This is a genomic window from Comamonas odontotermitis, assembly GCF_014207855.1.
In the GTDB taxonomy this organism is placed as follows: domain Bacteria; phylum Pseudomonadota; class Gammaproteobacteria; order Burkholderiales; family Burkholderiaceae_C; genus Comamonas; species Comamonas odontotermitis_A.
This window is the reverse complement of the sequence record NZ_JACHKZ010000014.1, coordinates 31,839-49,792: the sequence shown is the minus strand read 5'-3', so window position 1 is coordinate 49,792 and position 17,954 is coordinate 31,839. Positions and strand designations below refer to the sequence as shown.

General features: G+C 63.0%; 20 protein-coding genes. 11 read left to right on the top strand and 9 right to left on the bottom strand.

Going from position 1 to position 17,954, the window contains the following annotated elements; all coding sequences use genetic code 11:
• Positions 1–120: 120 nt before the first annotated feature.
• Entirely contained in the window at positions 121–1,350 is a 1,230-nt protein-coding gene (gene purT, locus HNP33_RS12220) for a formate-dependent phosphoribosylglycinamide formyltransferase (RefSeq protein ID WP_184708805.1), read from the bottom strand.
• Between the two features lie 125 nt (positions 1,351–1,475).
• On the opposite strand from purT, the gene HNP33_RS12215 reads away from it, so the two are divergent.
• The 10 genes from HNP33_RS12215 to HNP33_RS12170 all read left to right on the top strand — a co-directional run bounded on the left by HNP33_RS12215 (position 1,476) and on the right by HNP33_RS12170 (position 8,395).
• Complete coding sequence (locus tag HNP33_RS12215; protein WP_184708894.1) at positions 1,476–2,372, top strand: 3-hydroxybutyryl-CoA dehydrogenase; 897 nt, start codon at positions 1,476–1,478, stop codon at positions 2,370–2,372.
• Positions 2,373–2,416: 44 nt separating this feature from the next.
• Positions 2,417–2,791: a hypothetical protein gene (locus HNP33_RS12210; RefSeq protein ID WP_184708803.1), complete on the top strand. Its 375-nt coding sequence runs from the start codon at positions 2,417–2,419 to the stop codon at positions 2,789–2,791.
• A 61-nt stretch (positions 2,792–2,852) separates the two neighbouring features.
• Complete coding sequence (locus tag HNP33_RS12205; RefSeq protein WP_184708801.1) at positions 2,853–3,656, top strand: HpcH/HpaI aldolase family protein; 804 nt, start codon at positions 2,853–2,855, stop codon at positions 3,654–3,656.
• A gap of 232 nt (positions 3,657–3,888) precedes the next feature.
• On the top strand, positions 3,889–4,359 hold the full coding sequence (locus HNP33_RS12200) for a MarR family winged helix-turn-helix transcriptional regulator (protein WP_184708799.1): 471 nt from the start codon (positions 3,889–3,891) through the stop codon (positions 4,357–4,359).
• Positions 4,360–4,394: 35 nt separating this feature from the next.
• Positions 4,395–4,805: an organic hydroperoxide resistance protein gene (locus HNP33_RS12195; protein ID WP_184708797.1), complete on the top strand. Its 411-nt coding sequence runs from the start codon at positions 4,395–4,397 to the stop codon at positions 4,803–4,805.
• Between the two features lie 354 nt (positions 4,806–5,159).
• Entirely contained in the window at positions 5,160–5,489 is a 330-nt protein-coding gene (locus HNP33_RS12190; protein WP_184708795.1) for a DMT family transporter, read from the top strand.
• A gap of 64 nt (positions 5,490–5,553) precedes the next feature.
• The gene (locus HNP33_RS12185) at positions 5,554–5,892 is read left to right on the top strand and encodes a tRNA-binding protein (RefSeq protein ID WP_184708793.1); all 339 of its coding nucleotides are present in this window, start codon (positions 5,554–5,556) and stop codon (positions 5,890–5,892) included.
• 85 nt (positions 5,893–5,977) lie between these two features.
• A complete protein-coding gene (locus HNP33_RS12180; RefSeq protein ID WP_184708791.1) occupies positions 5,978–6,730 on the top strand; it encodes a hypothetical protein in 753 nt (250 codons plus the stop codon).
• Positions 6,731–6,887: 157 nt separating this feature from the next.
• Positions 6,888–7,811: an aspartyl/asparaginyl beta-hydroxylase domain-containing protein gene (locus HNP33_RS12175; protein ID WP_184708789.1), complete on the top strand. Its 924-nt coding sequence runs from the start codon at positions 6,888–6,890 to the stop codon at positions 7,809–7,811.
• 104 nt (positions 7,812–7,915) lie between these two features.
• Positions 7,916–8,395, top strand: a complete 480-nt coding sequence (locus tag HNP33_RS12170) for a glutaredoxin family protein (RefSeq protein ID WP_184708787.1) — start codon at positions 7,916–7,918, stop codon at positions 8,393–8,395.
• 60 nt (positions 8,396–8,455) lie between these two features.
• Here the strand turns inward: HNP33_RS12170 and rpoN are convergent, their stop codons facing one another.
• The 8 genes from rpoN to HNP33_RS12130 form a co-directional block, all read right to left on the bottom strand.
• Positions 8,456–10,090, bottom strand: coding sequence for an RNA polymerase factor sigma-54 (gene rpoN / locus HNP33_RS12165; protein WP_184708785.1), 1,635 nt, complete (start codon positions 10,088–10,090; stop codon positions 8,456–8,458).
• Between the two features lie 102 nt (positions 10,091–10,192).
• On the bottom strand, positions 10,193–10,969 hold the full coding sequence (gene lptB, locus HNP33_RS12160; protein WP_418903843.1) for an LPS export ABC transporter ATP-binding protein: 777 nt from the start codon (positions 10,967–10,969) through the stop codon (positions 10,193–10,195).
• 23 nt (positions 10,970–10,992) lie between these two features.
• Positions 10,993–11,661: a lipopolysaccharide transport periplasmic protein LptA gene (lptA, locus tag HNP33_RS12155; protein WP_184708781.1), complete on the bottom strand. Its 669-nt coding sequence runs from the start codon at positions 11,659–11,661 to the stop codon at positions 10,993–10,995.
• Between the two features lie 305 nt (positions 11,662–11,966).
• Positions 11,967–12,611, bottom strand: coding sequence for a thiol:disulfide interchange protein DsbA/DsbL (locus HNP33_RS12150; protein ID WP_184708779.1), 645 nt, complete (start codon positions 12,609–12,611; stop codon positions 11,967–11,969).
• A 57-nt stretch (positions 12,612–12,668) separates the two neighbouring features.
• Positions 12,669–13,403 (bottom strand): SPOR domain-containing protein, encoded by a 735-nt coding sequence (locus HNP33_RS12145; protein WP_184708776.1) that lies wholly within the window; start codon positions 13,401–13,403, stop codon positions 12,669–12,671.
• Between the two features lie 26 nt (positions 13,404–13,429).
• Positions 13,430–15,136 carry an arginine--tRNA ligase gene (gene argS, locus HNP33_RS12140; protein ID WP_184708774.1) on the bottom strand — a complete coding sequence of 569 codons (1,707 nt, stop codon included), beginning with the start codon at positions 15,134–15,136 and terminating at the stop codon, positions 13,430–13,432.
• Between the two features lie 36 nt (positions 15,137–15,172).
• Complete coding sequence (locus HNP33_RS12135) at positions 15,173–15,619, bottom strand: DUF2214 family protein (protein WP_184708772.1); 447 nt, start codon at positions 15,617–15,619, stop codon at positions 15,173–15,175.
• On the bottom strand, positions 15,616–16,548 hold the full coding sequence (locus HNP33_RS12130; RefSeq protein WP_184708770.1) for a LysR family transcriptional regulator: 933 nt from the start codon (positions 16,546–16,548) through the stop codon (positions 15,616–15,618). Before HNP33_RS12130 ends, HNP33_RS12135 begins: the two co-directional genes overlap by 4 nt.
• Before the next feature lie 144 nt (positions 16,549–16,692).
• Here HNP33_RS12130 and HNP33_RS12125 point away from each other — a divergent pair, with 144 nt between their 5' ends.
• On the top strand, positions 16,693–17,937 hold the full coding sequence (locus tag HNP33_RS12125) for a PAS domain-containing sensor histidine kinase (protein ID WP_184708768.1): 1,245 nt from the start codon (positions 16,693–16,695) through the stop codon (positions 17,935–17,937).
• The last annotated feature ends 17 nt before the right edge of the window (positions 17,938–17,954 follow it).

Below are 17,954 nucleotides of genomic sequence, written 5' to 3'. Positions count from 1 at the left end.
GCTGCCTGTGCCCCATCAATGGGCGCCAGGCAGCTATTTTTATATGCACCAACCCGTTCCTGAGAGACCGCGCTTCTTGCGTTTTCTGGTCGTGCTGGCTGCAGATGTCTCCGCTCCCGCTTACGCCGCCACGCGGGGGCGAACCAGCGCAGCCGCCTTCTTGGCGTTGTCACGCGCGGCATCCGTGTCGGCGGCGCGCGCCAGCGCCACACCCATGCGGCGGCGCTCAAAGCTCTCGGGTTTGCCAAACAGGCGCACTTCGGTGCCCGGGATCTGCAGCGCAGCGTCCACGCCATCGAACACAATGCCCTGCGCCTCGACGCCGCCATAGATCACAGCGCTGGCACCGGCCGTTTTCAGGCTGGTGTCCACCGGCAGGCCCAGGATGGCGCGGGCATGCAGCTCGAACTCGTTCTGCCACTGGGTGATCATGGTCACCATGCCGGTATCGTGCGGGCGGGGGCTGACTTCGCTGAACCAGACCTGATCGCCCTTGACGAACAGTTCCACGCCAAACAGACCCAGGCCAGCAGGCTCGCCATTCAAACCACGGCCCAGATCGGTGGTGATCTCGCGGGCAATATCCTGTGCCAGTGTGAGCGCAGCAGGCGCCATGCGGGCGGGCTGCCAGCTCTCCACATAATCGCCCTTGACCTGCACGTGGCCGATGGGTTCGCAGAAATGGGTTTCGATCTGACCGGCGGCATTTTTTGCGCGCACGGTCAGCAGGGTGATCTCGTAGTCAAAGTCGATGAAGCCTTCCACGATGATGCGGCCACCCTGCACGCGGCCGCCTTCCATGGCGTAGTTCCAGGCTTTTTCCACATCGGCGTGGCCGTCGATCTTGCTCTGGCCCTTGCCCGAGCTGCTCATCACCGGCTTGACGACGCAGGGATAACCGATACCGTTGTCGATGGCGGCCTGCAGCTCGGCCAGCGAATCGCAGAACTGGTAGGGGCTGGTGGGCAGGCCCAGGGTTTCGGCGGCCAGGCGGCGGATACCTTCGCGGTCCATCGTCAGGCGCGTGGCGCGGGCGGTGGGCACCACGCGCACGGAGCCAGCAGCCTCCAGCGTCTGCAGCGCAGGGGTTGCAATGGCCTCGATCTCAGGCACCACCATATCCGGCTTCTCGGCCTCGATCAGCGCCGTCAGCTGGGCCGCATCGCTCATGGCGATGGTGCGCGCATGGTGGGCCACCTGCTGGCCGGGGGCGTTGTCGTAGCGGTCCACGGCGATGGTCTCCACACCCAGGCGCTGCAGCGCAATCAGCACTTCCTTGCCCAGCTCGCCGCTGCCCAGCAGCATGACTTTGGTTGCGTTTTTGGAAAGCGGGGTGCCGAAGGTGGTCATATCTAGCCTTGTCGATGAAGGGCTGCAGTGCAGCGATGCGGGCGATTTTAGGGCCTGCACTTACCCCCGCAGCCCTGTCACCCAGTTTATGCGGCAGTGCAGCAGGGGCCGCTATGATGCTGGCGATGGCGGCGCAGCCGCTTTGGCCCAACAGCAAATCCAAAGGAAGACAGATGACGATCCAGACCGTAGGCGTGATTGGTGCAGGCACCATGGGCAATGGCATTGCGCAGACCTGCGCGGTGGCGGGCCTGCAGGTGGTGATGGTGGACATCTCCGATGCCGCCGTGCAAAAGGGTCTGGCCACGGTGGGCTCCAGCCTGGACCGCCTGATCAAGAAGGAAAAGATCACCGAAGCCGACAAGGCCGCTGCACTCGCCCGCATCAAGGGCTCGACCCGCTACGACGACCTGAAGGCCGCGCAGCTGGTGATCGAGGCCGCAACCGAGAACTACGAGCTCAAGCTCAAGATTCTCAAGCAGGTCGACGACCTGCTGGCCCCCGATGTGCTGCTGGCATCGAACACCTCGTCCATCTCCATCACCCAGCTGGGCGCAGCCACCAAGCGTGCGGACAAGTTCATTGGCATGCACTTCTTCAACCCCGTGCCGATGATGGCGCTGGTGGAAGTGATCCGCGGCCTGCAGACCAGCGACGCCACGCATGACGCCGTCAAGGCCATGGCCGTGCAGCTGGGCAAGTCGCCCATCACCGTGAAGAACTCTCCGGGCTTTGTCGTCAACCGCATTCTGGTGCCGATGATCAACGAAGCCTTCTACGTGCTGGCCGAAGGCATTGCCTCGGCGCAAGACATCGACGACGGCATGAAGCTCGGCTGCAGCCACCCCATCGGCCCGCTGGCGCTGGCCGACATGATTGGCCTCGATGTGTGCCTGGCCGTGATGGAGGTGTACCTCAAGGATTTTGGCGACAGCAAATACCGCCCCTGCCCGCTGCTCAAGGAAATGGTGGCCGCCGGCCACCTGGGCCGCAAGACCGGCAAGGGCGTGTACCAATACTGACCAGGGCCTGCCTTGGCGCATGCGCCGGGCACCATCGTTAAGCAATGACCGCAAACGGCAAGCCATCCACTCTGCGCAAAGGAGTTCGGCTTGCCGTTGTGCTATTGGTGCTGGCGGGGCTGCTCGCAGGCTTTCGCGTCTGGAAAACCTCGCTGGAAAATGCCCCGGTGGATGCCAGCTACCGCGATTTTCTGGAGTTTGTCACCGCGCAATCGCCTGCGGCTCGGCTCTACCTGGGCCGCTATTACCAGCGGTATGCGCGGGATACCGTCGCTGCGCGCCACTTCTACCAGGTGTGCAGCAGCGTCACCCACCTGGCAGACCGCGACGGCGTGGATCTGCGAGGCAGCGCCTGGCACACCATGACCGATGCCTGCCGCAGGCCGATGACGGACGATGACATCCACATCCTGCCCTGACACCAACAGACAACGAAACCAGGCGGTGAAACCAGACAGTGAAGACGACCGGAGACAAGCCATGCCCAACAAGAACCTCTTCAAGCACGCACTGGCCGCAGGCCAGACCCAGATCGGCCTGTGGTCGGCTTTCCCATCGCCTTACGTCACCGAGCTGCTCGGCGGCAGCGGCTATGACTGGGTCATGCTCGACACCGAGCACGCGCCCAACGATGTGCCGCAGGTGATGGCGCAGCTGCAGGCGCTGGGCGCCGCGCGCCAGCCGCGCCCCACCAGCGCCGTGGTGCGCCCAGCGTGGAACGATCCGGTGCTCATCAAACGCTACCTCGACATTGGCGCGCAGACCTTGCTGCTGCCCTTTGTGCAGAACGCCCAGGAGGCGCAAGCCGCCGTGGACGCCATGCGCTACGGCCCCGTGGGCATACGCGGCATGGGCGGATCGACCCGCGCCAGCAACTTTGGCCGCGATGGCGCCTATATCGCCGACGCGCACCGCGAGCTGTGCCTGCTGGTGCAGGTGGAGACCCAGCAAGCGCTCAGCCAGATCGAAGCCATTGCCGCCGTTGATGGTGTGGACGGCATCTTCATCGGCCCCGCCGATCTCTCGGCCAGCATGGGCTACCCGGGGCAGATGCGCCACCCCGAGGTGGACGCCGCCATCAACCAGGCCATTGGCCGCATCCGCGCGGCGGGTAAGGCGCCCGGCATTCTGATGGTGGACGAGGCCCGCGCCCGCGAATGCATGGCGCTGGGCGCCCAGTTTGTAGCCGTCGGCATGGACCTGATCCTGCTGCGCACCGCAGCCGACGCCGTGGCCGCCAGGTTCCAAGACAGCAGCGGCCTGGTGGTGCAGACCGCATACTGACACCCGCACCGGCGCCAGTCACCCCACCGCTCAGTCGCAAAGTCGCAAAGAGCGGAATAGGTTGCTGGCTGGGGGTACCGGGCAGGCCGGGCCGCCTGTCCGCAAACATGCCACAACGTGCTTCTAACAACCGAAAGGAACGCTGCCTGCGAGCGCCGCATCGCCCCTTTTCACCCCATGGTTTTTCCTAATTAAATTTCACACAATTTAATTGCCAGCAATAATAGATCCCATGTCCAATGCCACACCCTCTACATCCAACGCGCTGCTGCTTGACCACCAGCTGTGCTTTGCGCTGTATTCCAGCTCGCTGGCAATGACCAAGCTCTACAAGCCCTTGCTGGAACCGTTGGGTTTGACCTACCCGCAGTACCTCGCCCTGCTGGTACTGTGGGAGCACGATGGCTGCATGGTTTCGCAGTTGGGCGAGCGTTTGTTTCTCGACTCGGGCACCCTCACCCCGCTACTCAAGCGCATGGAGGCTGCCGGTTGGCTGCAGCGCCAGCGCGATGCGCAGGATGAGCGGCGCGTGCGCGTCACCCTCACGGATGCGGGCCGCGCCCTCAAAACCCAGGCTGCCAGCGTACCCGCCTGCGTGCTGGCGCGCAGCCAGTGCACCGTGCAGGAGCTGCAGGCCCTGACCCAACAGATCCAACAGCTGCGCGATCGTCTGACCGCACAGCCGTCCACCGCTTCGTTGTGAAGCACTTCTCGCCCATCCTCAACCAGGAGTTCACCATGGCCAATCTCGACAAAGTTCTGTACACCGCACGCGCCCACAGCACCGGCGGACGCGAAGGCGTCTCGCGCAGCGACGACGGCAAGCTCGACATCACCCTGACCGCCCCTGGCGGCAAGGGCGTCAACCCCGAGCAGCTGTTTGCCAGCGGCTACTCGGCCTGCTTTCTGGGCGCGATGAAGGCAGTCGCTGGTCGCCAGAAGATCACCCTGCCGGCCGACACCTCGATTGACGCCGAAGTCGATCTGGGCCCCGTGGGCGATGTGTTCGGCATTGCCGTGCGCATGACCATCCACCTGCCCGGCATGGACAAGGCCGCTGCCGAAAAACTGGTGCACGATGCCGACTTGGTCTGCCCCTACTCCAACGCCACACGCGGCAACATCAACAAGACCTTGACCGTGGGCTGATAGCCAGCCAGCGCTAAGAACGTGTTTACGATCTCCTCGCGCCGCGACAGTGGCGTTGCGGGGCGCCCCTAGCCGGGCGCCCCCAAACCCACTGTCCCTCCGGGTTGGAGTGAAATCGGGCGATTTCTGCGCGCTCGCCCTTGCTTGCACCCCGGTGCAAGCTGCGGCCCATCGCTTCGAACGCATCCCGATTGCACTCCAACGCAGCTGCGTAGAAATCGTAAACACGTTCTAAACTCTCAAATCAATAGCAGTCTGCGATTGCCTTTTGGGCGGTGCAGGCCTTTTTTGTTCAAATTTTTTGCCCTGCACGCCCATGTCCCTCTTCACTCCTGCGCACGGCGCAAGCGCCCCATGAGCTGGGTGTATCTGCTCACCGCCATCGTGGCAGAAGTCATTGCCACATCGGCCCTCAAGGCAAGCGATGGTTTCAGCCGGCTGTGGCCTTCGGTCATCACCGTGGCGGGCTACATGGTCGCGTTCTACTGCCTGTCGCTCACCCTGCGCACCATTCCGGTGGGCATTGCCTACGCCATCTGGTCGGGCCTGGGCGTGGTGCTCATCACCATTGCAGCCTGGGTGCTATTCGGCCAGAAGCTGGATCTGCCTGCGCTCATCGGCATGGGGTTGATCGTGGCGGGCGTGGTGGTGATGAATGTCTTCTCCAAGGCTGTGGGGCATTGATCGCCCCGATTCCCTTCAAGCGTTTCTCGACAGTTGGCCTGCCATGCCGCGGCAAGATGGCGGCATGAATGACATCAGTTTTGACGATTTTCTGAAAGTGGAGCTGCGCGTGGGCCGTGTGCTCGCCGCCGAGGTGTTTGCCGAGGCACGCAAGCCCGCCTACAAGCTGCAGGTCGATTTCGGCCCCGAGATCGGCATCCGCAAATCCAGCGCGCAGATCACCCAGCTCTACCAGCCGCACGATCTGGTGGGCAGGCTGGTGGTGGGCGTGGTCAACTTTCCCAAAAAGCAGATCGGGCCGCTCATGAGCGAATGCCTCATCACCGGCTTTCACAACGCCGACGGCCATGTTGCGCTGTGCGTGCCCGATGGCGATGTGCCCCTGGGCACGCGCCTCCTGTAGCGCTGTTGTCCTTGCACGACAGCCGGGTGGCAGCTGAGAGCGCCCTTCTACAATACAGCCACACTATCCACAACAAGGATTGCATATGCCGTATCTGGGCGCGGGCGCACACATCATCATTGCCATTTTCTTTGCCATTCATGCCGTGCGCACCGGGCAAAACAACTACTGGCTGTTCATCCTGCTGGCGTTTCCGTTTCTGGGCAGCGTGGTGTATTTCTTCGCCATCTTCCTGCCCAGCTCGCGCCTGCAGCGCCATGCCCGCCAGCTGGCCAGCAGCGCTGTCAAGGCGCTGGATCCGACGCGCGAAGTGCGCGAAGCCCAGGCCGCCTACGACTACAGCCCCACGGCGCAGCATGAAATACGCCTGGCCCAGGCACAGCTGGCTGTTGGCAATGCGCAGCAATCGCTGCGCCACTTTGAAGCGGCGATGAAAGGCCCGTTCGCGGCCGACCAGGACATCCGCTGGGGCGCGGCGCAAGCCGCCTACCATGCGGGGGAGCCCCGCACGGCGCTGCAATACCTCAAGACCATTGCGCAGACCGATGTGCACTACCGCGCAGAGCCCGTGGGCCTGCTGATTGCCAAGTCCTACGCGATGCTGGGCGACCAGGAGATGGCGCGCAAGAGCTTCGATTTCGTGCGCGAGCAATCGGGCGGCTTCGATGTGATCGCCGAATACGCGATCTGGGCCGCAGAGCAGGGCGACTGGGCCACGGCCAACCGCCTCAAGGCCGACGCCGACAAGGCCATGACGCACTGGAGCGGCCAGCAGCGCCTGCTGAACAAGGAAATGCTGCATCGCCTCAAAGCGGCGGTTGCCAAGCAGGGCAAGTAAAGTCCACCAGCCACTCTGGCCTGTCTTTTACCCTGCCTTTTGGGTTGGTAGTGCTTATCCACAAAGCGGTACCAGCTATGGTTTTTGATATTACGAAACGCCCGTGCTTTGCGCTTGCGCAGCACAGGCCGCAATGCCCTCGGTAAAATCGGCGGCTATGGCAAAAATCATTGTTCTGGCCCTGGTGCTGCTCTTCTTTGGCTGCGGCCTGTACATGCACCTGCGCGGCAAGGTGCGGCACAAGGTGCTGCGCCAGCTGTTTGACCACTCCACTTTTACGGCGCCATTCAACGTCTTCATGTTGATGTTTAGCAAGGTGCCACGCACGCCCTACCTGCCCACCAGCACCTTCCCCGAGCTGGCGCCGCTGCAGGCCAACTGGCGCGAAATCCGCGAAGAAGCCGTTAACCTGCAGAAAAACATGCAGATCAAGGCAGCGGCCAACAACGACGACGCGGGCTTCAACTCCTTCTTCAAGACCGGCTGGAAGCGCTTCTACCTCAAGTGGTATGGCGACGCCCACCCCTCGGCCATGGAGCTGTGCCCCAAGACCACGGCGCTGGTCAAGGCCATTCCCAATGTGAAGGCCGCCATGTTTGCCGAGCTGCCGCCCGGCGCCAAGCTCAACCTGCACCGCGATCCGTATGCGGGCTCGCTGCGCTACCACCTGGCCGTGCTGGCCCCCAACGACGACCGCTGCATGATCGAAGTCGATGGCCAGCCCTACAGCTGGCGCGAAGGCGAAGGCGTGATCTTTGACGAAACCTATATGCACTGGGCCGAAAACCGCAGCGAAGGCAACCGCATCGTGCTCTTCTGCGATGTGGAGCGCCCCATGACCAACGGCTTTGCCCAGTGGCTGAACCACTGGCTGGGCAAGAATGTGGTCGCTGCCGCGAGCTCGCCCAACAATGAGGGCGATCCACGCGGTTTCATCAGCCGCATCTTCAAAATCTCGTTCTACATGGGCCAGTGGCGCCGCCGCTACAAGGCCTGGAACAAGACCGCCTACAAGCTCACCAAGTTCGGCCTGATGCTGGCCGTGGCAGCGCTGTTTGTATGGTGGCTGTGGCCCGCCTGATTGGCCCAATCTTGATCACTGCAAAAAGCCACTGATGCGGAAACGCCCAGCGGCTTTTTCTTTTATATGATTGGCTTGGCCCCCAGTGCCTCCCTGGAGACTCCATGCGTTCCTTTTGTCTTACGTTGTTGTTGATTGCAATCTACCCGTTCGCAGGTGCGCAGACACTGTACAAATCAGTGGGAGCCGACGGCAAGGTCGTCTACAGCGACCGGCCACCTGCCGAAGGCAACGCCCAGGCCCTGCAGCAGGAGCAGTTGCCGATCAGCATCGTGCCGGGCATGCCACCAGAGCCCGCAGGCAAAGCGGCCCCGAAAAAGGTGGCGGTGCAGCATGGCCAGGCCGTGCTGTACATGGCGCAATGGTGCGGCTACTGCAGGCTCGCACGCGCCTATCTGGCCAAGAACCAGATCGCTTACCGCGAAATCGATATCGACACGCCCGACGGCAAGGCCGCTTTTGCGGAGATTGGTGGCAGGGGCGTTCCGGTGCTGCTGGCAGACGGCCAGCGGCTGGCGGGGTTCCGCGAATCCAGCTACGACGCGCTGTTTGCCAAGCGCAGGGCAGCATCTGGTAAAAAATAAGACAGACTGGCCAGTAGCGGCCATCCATCAAACGCAATTCGCTATATAAACAATAGCAATTTATAAGGTCTTGCGCAGGCTGGCCGCCGGAATGCGCAAGGCCTCGCGGTATTTGGCGACAGTGCGGCGCGCGCACTCGATGCCCTGCTCCTGCAGCAGATCGGCAATCTTGGCATCGGACAGCGGCTTTTTCGGGTTTTCATCGTCCAGCAACTGCTTGATCAGCGCCTTCACCGCCGTGCTGGAGGCGCTGCCCCCGGTTTCGGTGCCCAGGCCCGAGCCAAAAAAGTACTTGAGCTCAACCGTACCCTGTGGCGTGGCCATGTACTTGGCCGTGGTCACCCGGCTGATGGTGGATTCGTGCAGGCCCAGCTCGTCGGCAATCTCGCGCAGCACCATGGGGCGCATGGCCAGCTCGCCATGCACGAAGAAGTTGCGCTGGCGCTCCACAATCGCCTGCGACACCCGCAGGATGGTGTCGAAACGCTGCTGGATGTTCTTGATGAACCAGCGGGCCTCCTGCAGGCGTTGCTGCAGCGCCCCATGGCCTTCGCTGCCCTTGTGGCTGCGCAGGGCGTTGGCATACACCTCCTGCACACGCAGGCGCGGCATCACCTCGGCATTGAGCTGCACGCTGAAGCCCGGCACGGGCAGGCCGCGCTCGTTGCTGGGGCGCACGATGATGTCGGGAATGATGGCGTTGCGGTCAACGTCCGCATAGGGGCGGCCCGGCCGTGGCTCCAGCTTTGCAATCACCGCCAGCGCGCTGCGCACGGCGGCCTCGCTGCAGCCCGTCAGCTGCGTGAGCTTGCGCACATCGCGGCGCGCCAGCAGGTCGAGCGATTCCTGGCACACGAGCAGCGCAGTCTCCAGGGCCAGCGCATCGGCCTCGGGGTCGGCGGAGCCTTCGTCGTCCAGCAGACGCTGGCGGGCCTTGATCTGCAGGGCCAGGCATTCTGCCAGTGTGCGGGCGCCCACGCCCACCGGCTCCAGGCTTTGCAGCAGGCGCAGCGCCACGGTCAGGTGGTGCAGCAGCGCGTCATAAGCGTCTGGATCACTGGCGTCCCCAAAGCTCTGGGCCAGCTCGGCCAGGGTCTCTTCGAGGTAGCCGTCGTCGTTCAGCGATTCGATCAGGAAGTACAGCGCAGCGCGGTCTTCCGGGCACAGCCGCAGCGACAGCGCCTGGCGGTGCAGCACATCCTGCAGGCTGATGTGGACCGAGCTGCGGTCCGATGCGGGAGTTTCTTCTTCGTCATCTGCCGCGCTGGCACGGGCTGGCACATCGCCGCCCCATTCTTCCCAGTCGGATGCAGAGTCGCCCGCAGCCGCTTCGGCGTCGGCACCGGTTTCCTTGCCTGCGGCAAAGTCCAGGGTTTCGCCGCCAGCGTAATCTGGTTCAAAATCAGATTCAGTGCTTGCTGAATCTGCAGAAGAAGCTACTTTTTCAGGAGCATTTTCTGCGCGATCATCGCCTGCGTCCGCGCTGGCGCCCGGCACATCGGCAGGTGCCGCTGCAGCGTCCGGCTCCGCAGCAGCCTCGTCCGCATCCCGCTCCAGGAACGGGTTTTCGTCGAGCATCTGCTCCACTTCCTGCGACAGCTCCTGGGTGGACAGTTGCAGCAGTCGGATGGACTGCTGTAGCTGCGGCGTGAGCGTGAGGTTCTGCGAGACGCGCAGTGACAGCGAGGGCATCATAGCCAGCCCCTTGGCACGGCAATGTATGCGCTTGCTACGAAATGGTTGCGTGGCCAGCCAACCGCCGCGCCAACAACGCGCAGCCTGCTGGCTCTCCGTGCATCACATGCGGAAATGCTCACCCAGGTACACCCTCCTCACATCGGCGTTTTCCACAATCTCTTGCGGCGTCCCTGCTGCCAGCACCTTGCCATCACTGATGATGCAGGCGTGGTCGCAAATGCCCAGGGTTTCGCGCACGTTGTGGTCGGTAATCAGCACGCCAATGCCACGGTCTCTCAAAAACGCAACGATACGCTGGATCTCGATCACTGCAATCGGGTCAATGCCCGCAAACGGCTCGTCCAGCAGAATGAAACGGGGCTGCGTGGCAAGCGCCCGTGCAATTTCGACACGGCGGCGCTCGCCGCCGGACAGCGCAATGGCGGGCGATTCGCGCAGGTGCTCCACGCGCAGCTCCTGCAAAAGCGCGGTCAGCTGGCGCTCCACCTCGTCGCGCGGCAAGGGCTTGCCATTGGGGCCCTTTTGCAGCTCCAACACGGCGCGCACGTTGTCCTGCACGCTCAGCTTGCGGAAGATCGACGCTTCCTGCGGCAGATACGACAGGCCCAGCTGCGAGCGCTGGTGGATCGGCATGTTGGCCACCGAGTGACCGTCAATGCGGATATCGCCGCCATCGCTGCGCACCAGACCGACGATCATGTAGAAAGAGGTTGTTTTGCCCGCGCCATTGGGGCCGAGCAGACCGACGACCTCGCCCTTGCGCACCGACAGCGACACATCCTTGACGACCTTGCGGCTGCCGTAGGATTTTTCGAGGTGCAGCACTTCGAGCTGGCTGCGATGGTCGCTGGCCGCCGCCTTGGCGTTGACCGAGATTCCCGACGAAGTTTCAGTCACGATCACTTGGCTCCGTCATTGAGTTGGGTGCTCGGGCGCAGCTTTTCCTTGTCGTCGGGAGCAGGCTTGGGCTTGCTCGCTTCGGTCTTCGCATCAGCCTTTTCATCGGCCTTGGGCGTCAGGATCACGCGCACGCGGCCATTCTTGGGAGCGCCGGGCTTGGTTTCTGCCGTCTGCTCGCCCTTCTGGCCATTCACGGTAAAGGTGTCGGTCAGGTTGTTGTAGACGATGACCGAGCCGCTGACCTGGTCGGTCAAAGTGGTTTCACGGTAGCGGCGAAGCTCGCCCCGGCGCTCAAAGTGCACGGTATCGTCGCGGCCGTTGTAGGTGATGACTTCGCCTTCGCCTTCAACAAACTCGGAAGGCGCGCCGGGCGCGGTGTCGCGCTTCTGGCGGAAGAACGCCAGCTTGCCGGGCGCCGCCGTCACCACACCATGCTGGTAACCATCGCGGTCCTGACTGACGGTCAGCTGGGCGCCACGGATGATGATGGTGCCCTTGGTCACCACCACATTTCCGGTGAAGACGCTGGTCTGCTTGAGCTCATCGTGCGTACCATTGTCCGCCTCGATGTTCATGGGCTTGGTGCGGTCGGCGCGCTCGGCGTGCGACAGCAATGGCAGCGCCAGAACAGCCGCCATCAACAGGGTGGAAAAAATACTAGGTCTCATAAGGCATGAATCTTGCTCTTCCCCATTGTAGCCATGCTGGCGGCCCAACCGCCAGCACCATGGAAATGGCCTGCCCACATTCCTCGGCTGACGGAGCACCGCCCCCGCTCCGCGGTGCCGGCAACCGTCGAAATTTCATCAAAAAAGTGCCTGGCAAGCCATGATTTTCCGCCGCAGCTGGGGCCAGCCTTCGTGCTTGTGGGCGGTAGCGCAAGTCTTGCAGGCCTGGCCTGATGTGGCCAAGAAAAAGCCCGCATGCAGCGCAGCGGGCCTGAGAGTCAGAGCAGCAGGGACGGGGTATCGGATCAGCCCTGGGCTGCCAGGAACTCCACTACCTGCAGCACATTGGTCATCGAGCCTGCGCGCGTTCCGTCGGTGTAGTACTTGCCGGCCACGCCCATGGCTGGCACGCCTTCCACGCCGTAGGATTCCTGCAACTGCGTTGCCTTGCGCACCTGGTTGGTGACCGAGAACGAGTTGTAGATGTCCTTGAACTTCTTGATGTCGACGCCGTTCTTCTCCATCCAGGCGAAGATTTCGTCGTCCTTGTTCAGGCGCTGGCGCTCCACGTGGATGGCGCGGAAAACCTTGACATGCACGTCAGGGATCAGGCCCATGGTTTCCAGCGTGTAATAAATTTTTTGCTGAGGAATGAAGGTGTTGTTGAATGCCACGGGCACGCGACGCACCTGCAGGTTCTTGGGCGCCGTCTTGGCCCAGGCTTCGAACTGGGGCTCAAATGCGTTGCAATGCGGGCAGCTGTACCAGAAGAACTCGATCACATCGACCTTGCCGGCTGGCGCATCGGGGTTCACAGGCTTGGCCAGCTTGAGGTAGTCCTTGCCTTCCTTGAACTTGGCCTGGGCTTGTGCGCCGGTGGCAAAAGGCAGGCTGATGGCAGAGGCGGCCACTGCCGAAGCAGCGGTAGCGGAAAACGCACGACGTTTCATGTTTTGTTATCTCCAGTAGCAGGTTGCGAGGTAGGAGTCACTGTGGTTTGAAAAAGTTCAACGCTGCACGCGCACAATTTGTGCGTCGACACCCGCGCCATCCAGTTTACCTTTGAGGCCATCCGCATCGTCGCGCTTGTTGAAGGGGCCCACGCGCACACGGTAGACCGTGCGACCGTTGACTTCGCGCTCGGTCACGCGGGCTTCCCAGCCCATCATGGCCAGCTTGGCGCGCTGGGCGTCGCCATCGGACTGGGTGCGGAAAGCCCCTGCCTGCACAAAGTACTGGAAGCCATCCGAGCCATCCGCCCCGCGCGACTTGGCCAGATCACCCAGCGGATCGACGGTCTGTCCGGCCTTGGGATCGAGCTTGGCCACCTGGGTCTTGTCTGCGGGCTTGTCCACAGGCTTGTCGGCAGGTTTGCCATCGGCAGTGGTCGTCTTGCTGTCGGGCAGCACCACTTCGGGCTTGGGCGGCTTGGTGTCGGCAGGCGGCTTGGTGTTTTCCGTCACCGTCTTGGGAGGCTCCGGCACAACCACGCCCTGCGCGGCAGGGGCTGTGGGCGCTGGGTTTCTGGCCGGGTTCTTGCCATACAGCGGCGAGTTGGGGTCCCAGTTCTGGTTGCGCTCGGCTTCGGCCTTGTCCTTGGCTTCGCCACGCACATTGCCTTTGTTGACAAACGGCACCGGTACGTTGGTCACATAGACGGCCACGGCCAGGGCCGCGCCTACGCCAATCAGCAGCCCCAGAATCAGGCCCAGAATCGTTCCACCACGTTGATGTCGTCGCATTGCAGTTTTTACCTTTGTTCGCAAAATCACATGCGTTCTGGCGCACCCACGCCCAGCACTGCGAGGCCATTGCGCAACACCTGCGCCGTGGCAGCCACCAGCGCCAGGCGGGCCAGCTTCACGGGCTCGTCGTCCACCAGAATGCGTTCAGCATCATAGTAGCTGTGGTAGCTGGCAGCCAGATCACGCAGGTAGAACGTAACATCGTGTGGCGCATTACCGTCAGCGGCGGCAATCAGCATCTCCGGGTACTTGGCGAGCAGCTGCATCAGCGCCTGTGCCTGCGGGCCCTGCAGGGCCGACAGATCCACATCCTTCAATGCCGCAACCACCGCACCAGATTCCTGCCAGGCGCGCAGCACCGAGCAGATGCGCGCATGGGCGTACTGCACGTAGTACACGGGGTTGTCGTTGTTCTGGGCCACAGCCAGGTCGACATCGAAGGTGTATTCGGTATCGGGCTTGCGCGAGAGCAGGAAGAATCGCACGGCGTCCTTGCTGGTCCACTCGATCAGGTCGCGCAGGGTGACGTAGCTGCCTGCGCGCTTGCTGATCTTGACTTCTTCACCATTGCGCACCACGCGCACCATGGTATGCAGCACGTAATCGGGATAGCCCTGCGGAATGCCGACGTTGGCAGCCTGAAGGCCAGCGCGCACGCGGGCGATGGTGCCATGGTGGTCGGTGCCCTGGATGTTCACCACCTTGCCGTAGCCACGCTTGAACTTCTGGATGTGGTAGGCCACATCGGGCAGAAAATAGGTGTAGTGGCCGTCGGACTTGCGCATGACGCGGTCCTTGTCGTCACCGAACTCGGTGGACTTGAGCCACAGCGCCCCGTCCTGCTCATAGGTGTAACCACTGTCGATCAGGCGTTTGACGGTGTCTTCCACATAGCCATTGGTGTACAGGCTCGACTCCAGGTAGTACTCGTCGAACTTGAGGTTGAAGGCCTGCAGGTCCTTGTCCTGCTCGTTGCGCAGATAGGCCACGGCGAAGTTGCGGATGTTGTCGTAATCCTCAACATCGCCATTCGCGGTGAATTCACGGTCGTCGGCCTTGACGGTTTCCTTGTTCAGGAAAGCCTGGGCGATGTCGGCAATGTAGTCACCGTTGTAGAAATTCTTGGCCAGTGGGTTCTCGGCATCGGTCGGCCAGCACTCGTCGCCGGGCTTGAAGCCCTTGGCGCGCAGCTGTGTGCTCTTGGTGAGCGTGTCGATCTGCACACCAGCGTCGTTGTAATAGAACTCGCGGTGCACCTTCCAGCCCTGGGTGGAATACAGGTTGCTGATGGCATCACCAATGGCGGCCTGGCGGCCATGGCCTACGTGCAGCGGCCCGGTGGGGTTGGCCGAGACGAACTCGACGAGTACGTTCTGGCCACGGTCTGCCTGGTAGCCGAAGCGGTCGCCCTGCGCGAGCACTTCGCGCACGATCTGCTGCTTGGCAGCGGGCTTGAGGCGCAGGTTCAAGAAGCCGGGGCCAGCGATTTCCACCGCGTCCACCCATTGCTGGAAGGGCGCCGTAGCCTCCAGCGCTGCCTTCAATTGCTCGCCCAGCGCGCGCGGGTTGGCCTTGAGCGGCTTGGCCAGCTGCATGGCAGCGGTCACGGCATAGTCGCCATGAGCGGCCACCTTGGGCGTCTCGAACGCGGCGCGCTCACCCGCGCCGGGCGACAATTTATCCAGCTCGCCAGCCAGGGCTGCGAGCAAATCCTTTTTGACTTGCAACATATTTAGATATTCTTGGGAAGCTGGCAGCCAGCTGGGCTACCAACCCCGGGCATAAAACACGGCCACTGCGGCGATCACGGCAATCAGGTGGGCCTGCCACATGATCCACTTGCGGGTGGACTGCACCTCGGCTGCCGCAGGCAAGCTGCCATTGTCGCGCAATTGGCGTAACCAGCGCCGAAACACGACTGTCGGCTTGAAGGAGAGCAGAGCCCCGGTGATGAACAAGGCCATCTTCAAATGGAACAGCGGCTGCGATACATACCAGCTCGCGCCCTTGGCGCCGAGAAACACGCGCATCAGGCCGGTGGCCAGCACGGCAACAGCGGCAATGCCAAAGATCATGTCCAGCCGCGCCAGGCGTTGCACGACGGCTGCGTTCATCCACTCGGTACGGCACAGCGCCGCCTCGCTGGAGAGAAAAACCACCATCGTGAGCAAGGCCAGCAGGTGAATACAGGCCAGAAAAGCTTCCAAAGTCATCGTGATACTCCGTTTTTCCAGAAATCGGCTTGCTCGTAGTGGTGCTTGACGAAATCGATCCACAGGCGCACGCGCAGTGCCAGGTGCTTGCGCTGCTGAAACACCACGTAGATACCGTTGGGCGGCGCGGCAAACTCCTCCAGCACCGGCACCAGGCGGCCTGCGGCAATTTCGGCCTCCACCTCCCAGGTGCTGCGCCATGCAATGCCCCAGCCCTGCAGGCACCAGTCGTGCAGCACCTGGCCGTCGGAGCAATCCAGCGGCCCGCCCGGCTTGAAATGCACCACTTCGCCCGTTCCGCCATCGGCTGGCATGCGAAATGCCCAGCCCCGGGTCTGCGAGGCCTCACTCGACAGCGTGAGACAGTCGTGCTGGGCCAGATCGCTCGGGTGGCGGGGCGTGCCACGGCGGCGCAGGTACTCGGGCGTGGCCACGCATAGGCGCCGGTTGTCGGCCACGCGCACGCTCACAAGCGATGAATCGGGCAGGTCGCCGACGCGGATCGCGCAGTCATAGCCCTCGCCAGCCAGATCCACCAGGCGGTCGCTCAGGTTGAGCGAGGCGGTGACCTCCGGATGACGGGCATGGTAGAGCGGCAAGAGCGGCGCCACATGGCGACGGCCAAAACCCGCCGGGGCAGTGACGCGCAAATGCCCGGTGGCCTTGACGCCGCCGGCGCTCACGCTGGCCTCGACATTGGCCAGATCGGTAAGCAGGCGCTGGCAGTCTTCGAGAAAGGCGATGCCTTCATGCGTGAGAGTGAGCTTGCGCGTGGTGCGCACCAGCAGCTTGACGCCCAGGCGCTCCTCCAGCGCATCGAGACGACGGCCCATGATGGCGGGTGCCACGCCCTCGGCCTTGGCGGCAGCCGTGAGGCTGCCACGCGTAGCAATGGCGACAAATGATTCGAGCTGCTTGAGACGATCCATAGCAAGATTGGCCCGGGCCGTGCCAACCATGGCAACGCGCCCCCGGTCTGCCTATTATCATCGGGGCTCCAAACCGCACCAGCCTGCGCGGCGAACTTTGTACGCCCTATCAGCCGCGCTGTTGCGCCCTCGCTTTCAATCACCATGTCCGCCAGCTCCAGCACCCCACTGAACACCAACGCCGATGCCCTGTGGTTTGCCCCCGCGCAACTGCTGCGCCTGTTTGGCAGCAGCCCGGTTGCCATGGCCTACTGGGGGCACGACCAGCGCCTGCGGCTGGCTACGCCTCAGTGGTGTGAGTGGTTCGGCATTCCCAGCACCGGCGTGGCAGGCCAGCTATTGACCGAAGCCTTGCCCGCCGCCTTTCTGGAGACCCACCGCGACACGCTGCAGGCCGCAGCCCTCGGCCAGCGCCAGCAGTTTGACGCCAGCAAGACCGATGCCCACGGCGTCACCGCCTGGCGCCGCATCAGCCTGTCGCCATATATCTGGCAGGGCAAGGCCAGCCGCAAGACTGCCGATGGCGTGCTGATGCTCATGCAGGACTGCACTGCCGAGTACCACGCCCGCGCAGAGGCCACCGTGCTGCATGCGCAACTGGCCGCGCTGTCATCCACCGAGCAGGAGCGCACCGAAGAAAAAGGCGAGCTGCTCAAGCTGCGCACCCTGCTGGACTGGCGCACCGCCATGCTGGCCGAGCACAGCGATATGCTCCAGCTTCTCTCGCATGAGATCCGCCAGCCGCTCAACAATGCCTCGGCGGCCATGCAGGCCACGATGAAGGCGATTGCCGATCTGCATCTGGAACAGGCCACCCCCGCCAGCAAAGCCTTGCTGCGGGCCGAGCATGTGCTCCAGCAGGTGATCGGCACCCTGGACAACACGCTGGCAGCCGGCACCATTTTGGCCGTGGGCGGCAAGGCCGGCGCCTCTACCGACACCGACCTGCCCACCCTCATCAACCTGGTGCTGCACGATATTGCAGCGGACAACCGCCCGCGCATCCAGGTGGTGTGGGACGCCGATGTGCGCACGGTGCAGCTGCACCCGGCACTCATGCGGCTGACCATCCGCAACCTCTTGAACAATGCGCTCAACTACGCGCCCGCCGATACGCCCGTGCTGCTGCGCATTGCCGAATCGGACGATCCGCTGGCACTGATCATCGAGGTGATCGACCAGGGGCCAGGGATTTCCGAAGAGCTGCGGCCGCGCCTGTTCGAGAAAGGCTCGCGCGGCGCAGAGCACCGCCACCGCGCAGGTGCCGGGCTGGGTTTGTTCATCGTGCGCTCTGTGGTGCAATTGCACCAGGGCATGGTGCAAGCCTTGCCGCGCGAACCGCATGGCACCATCATGCGGCTGGAATTGCCCCAAGGTCTGGACGACTGATCTCCCACTACTAAAGA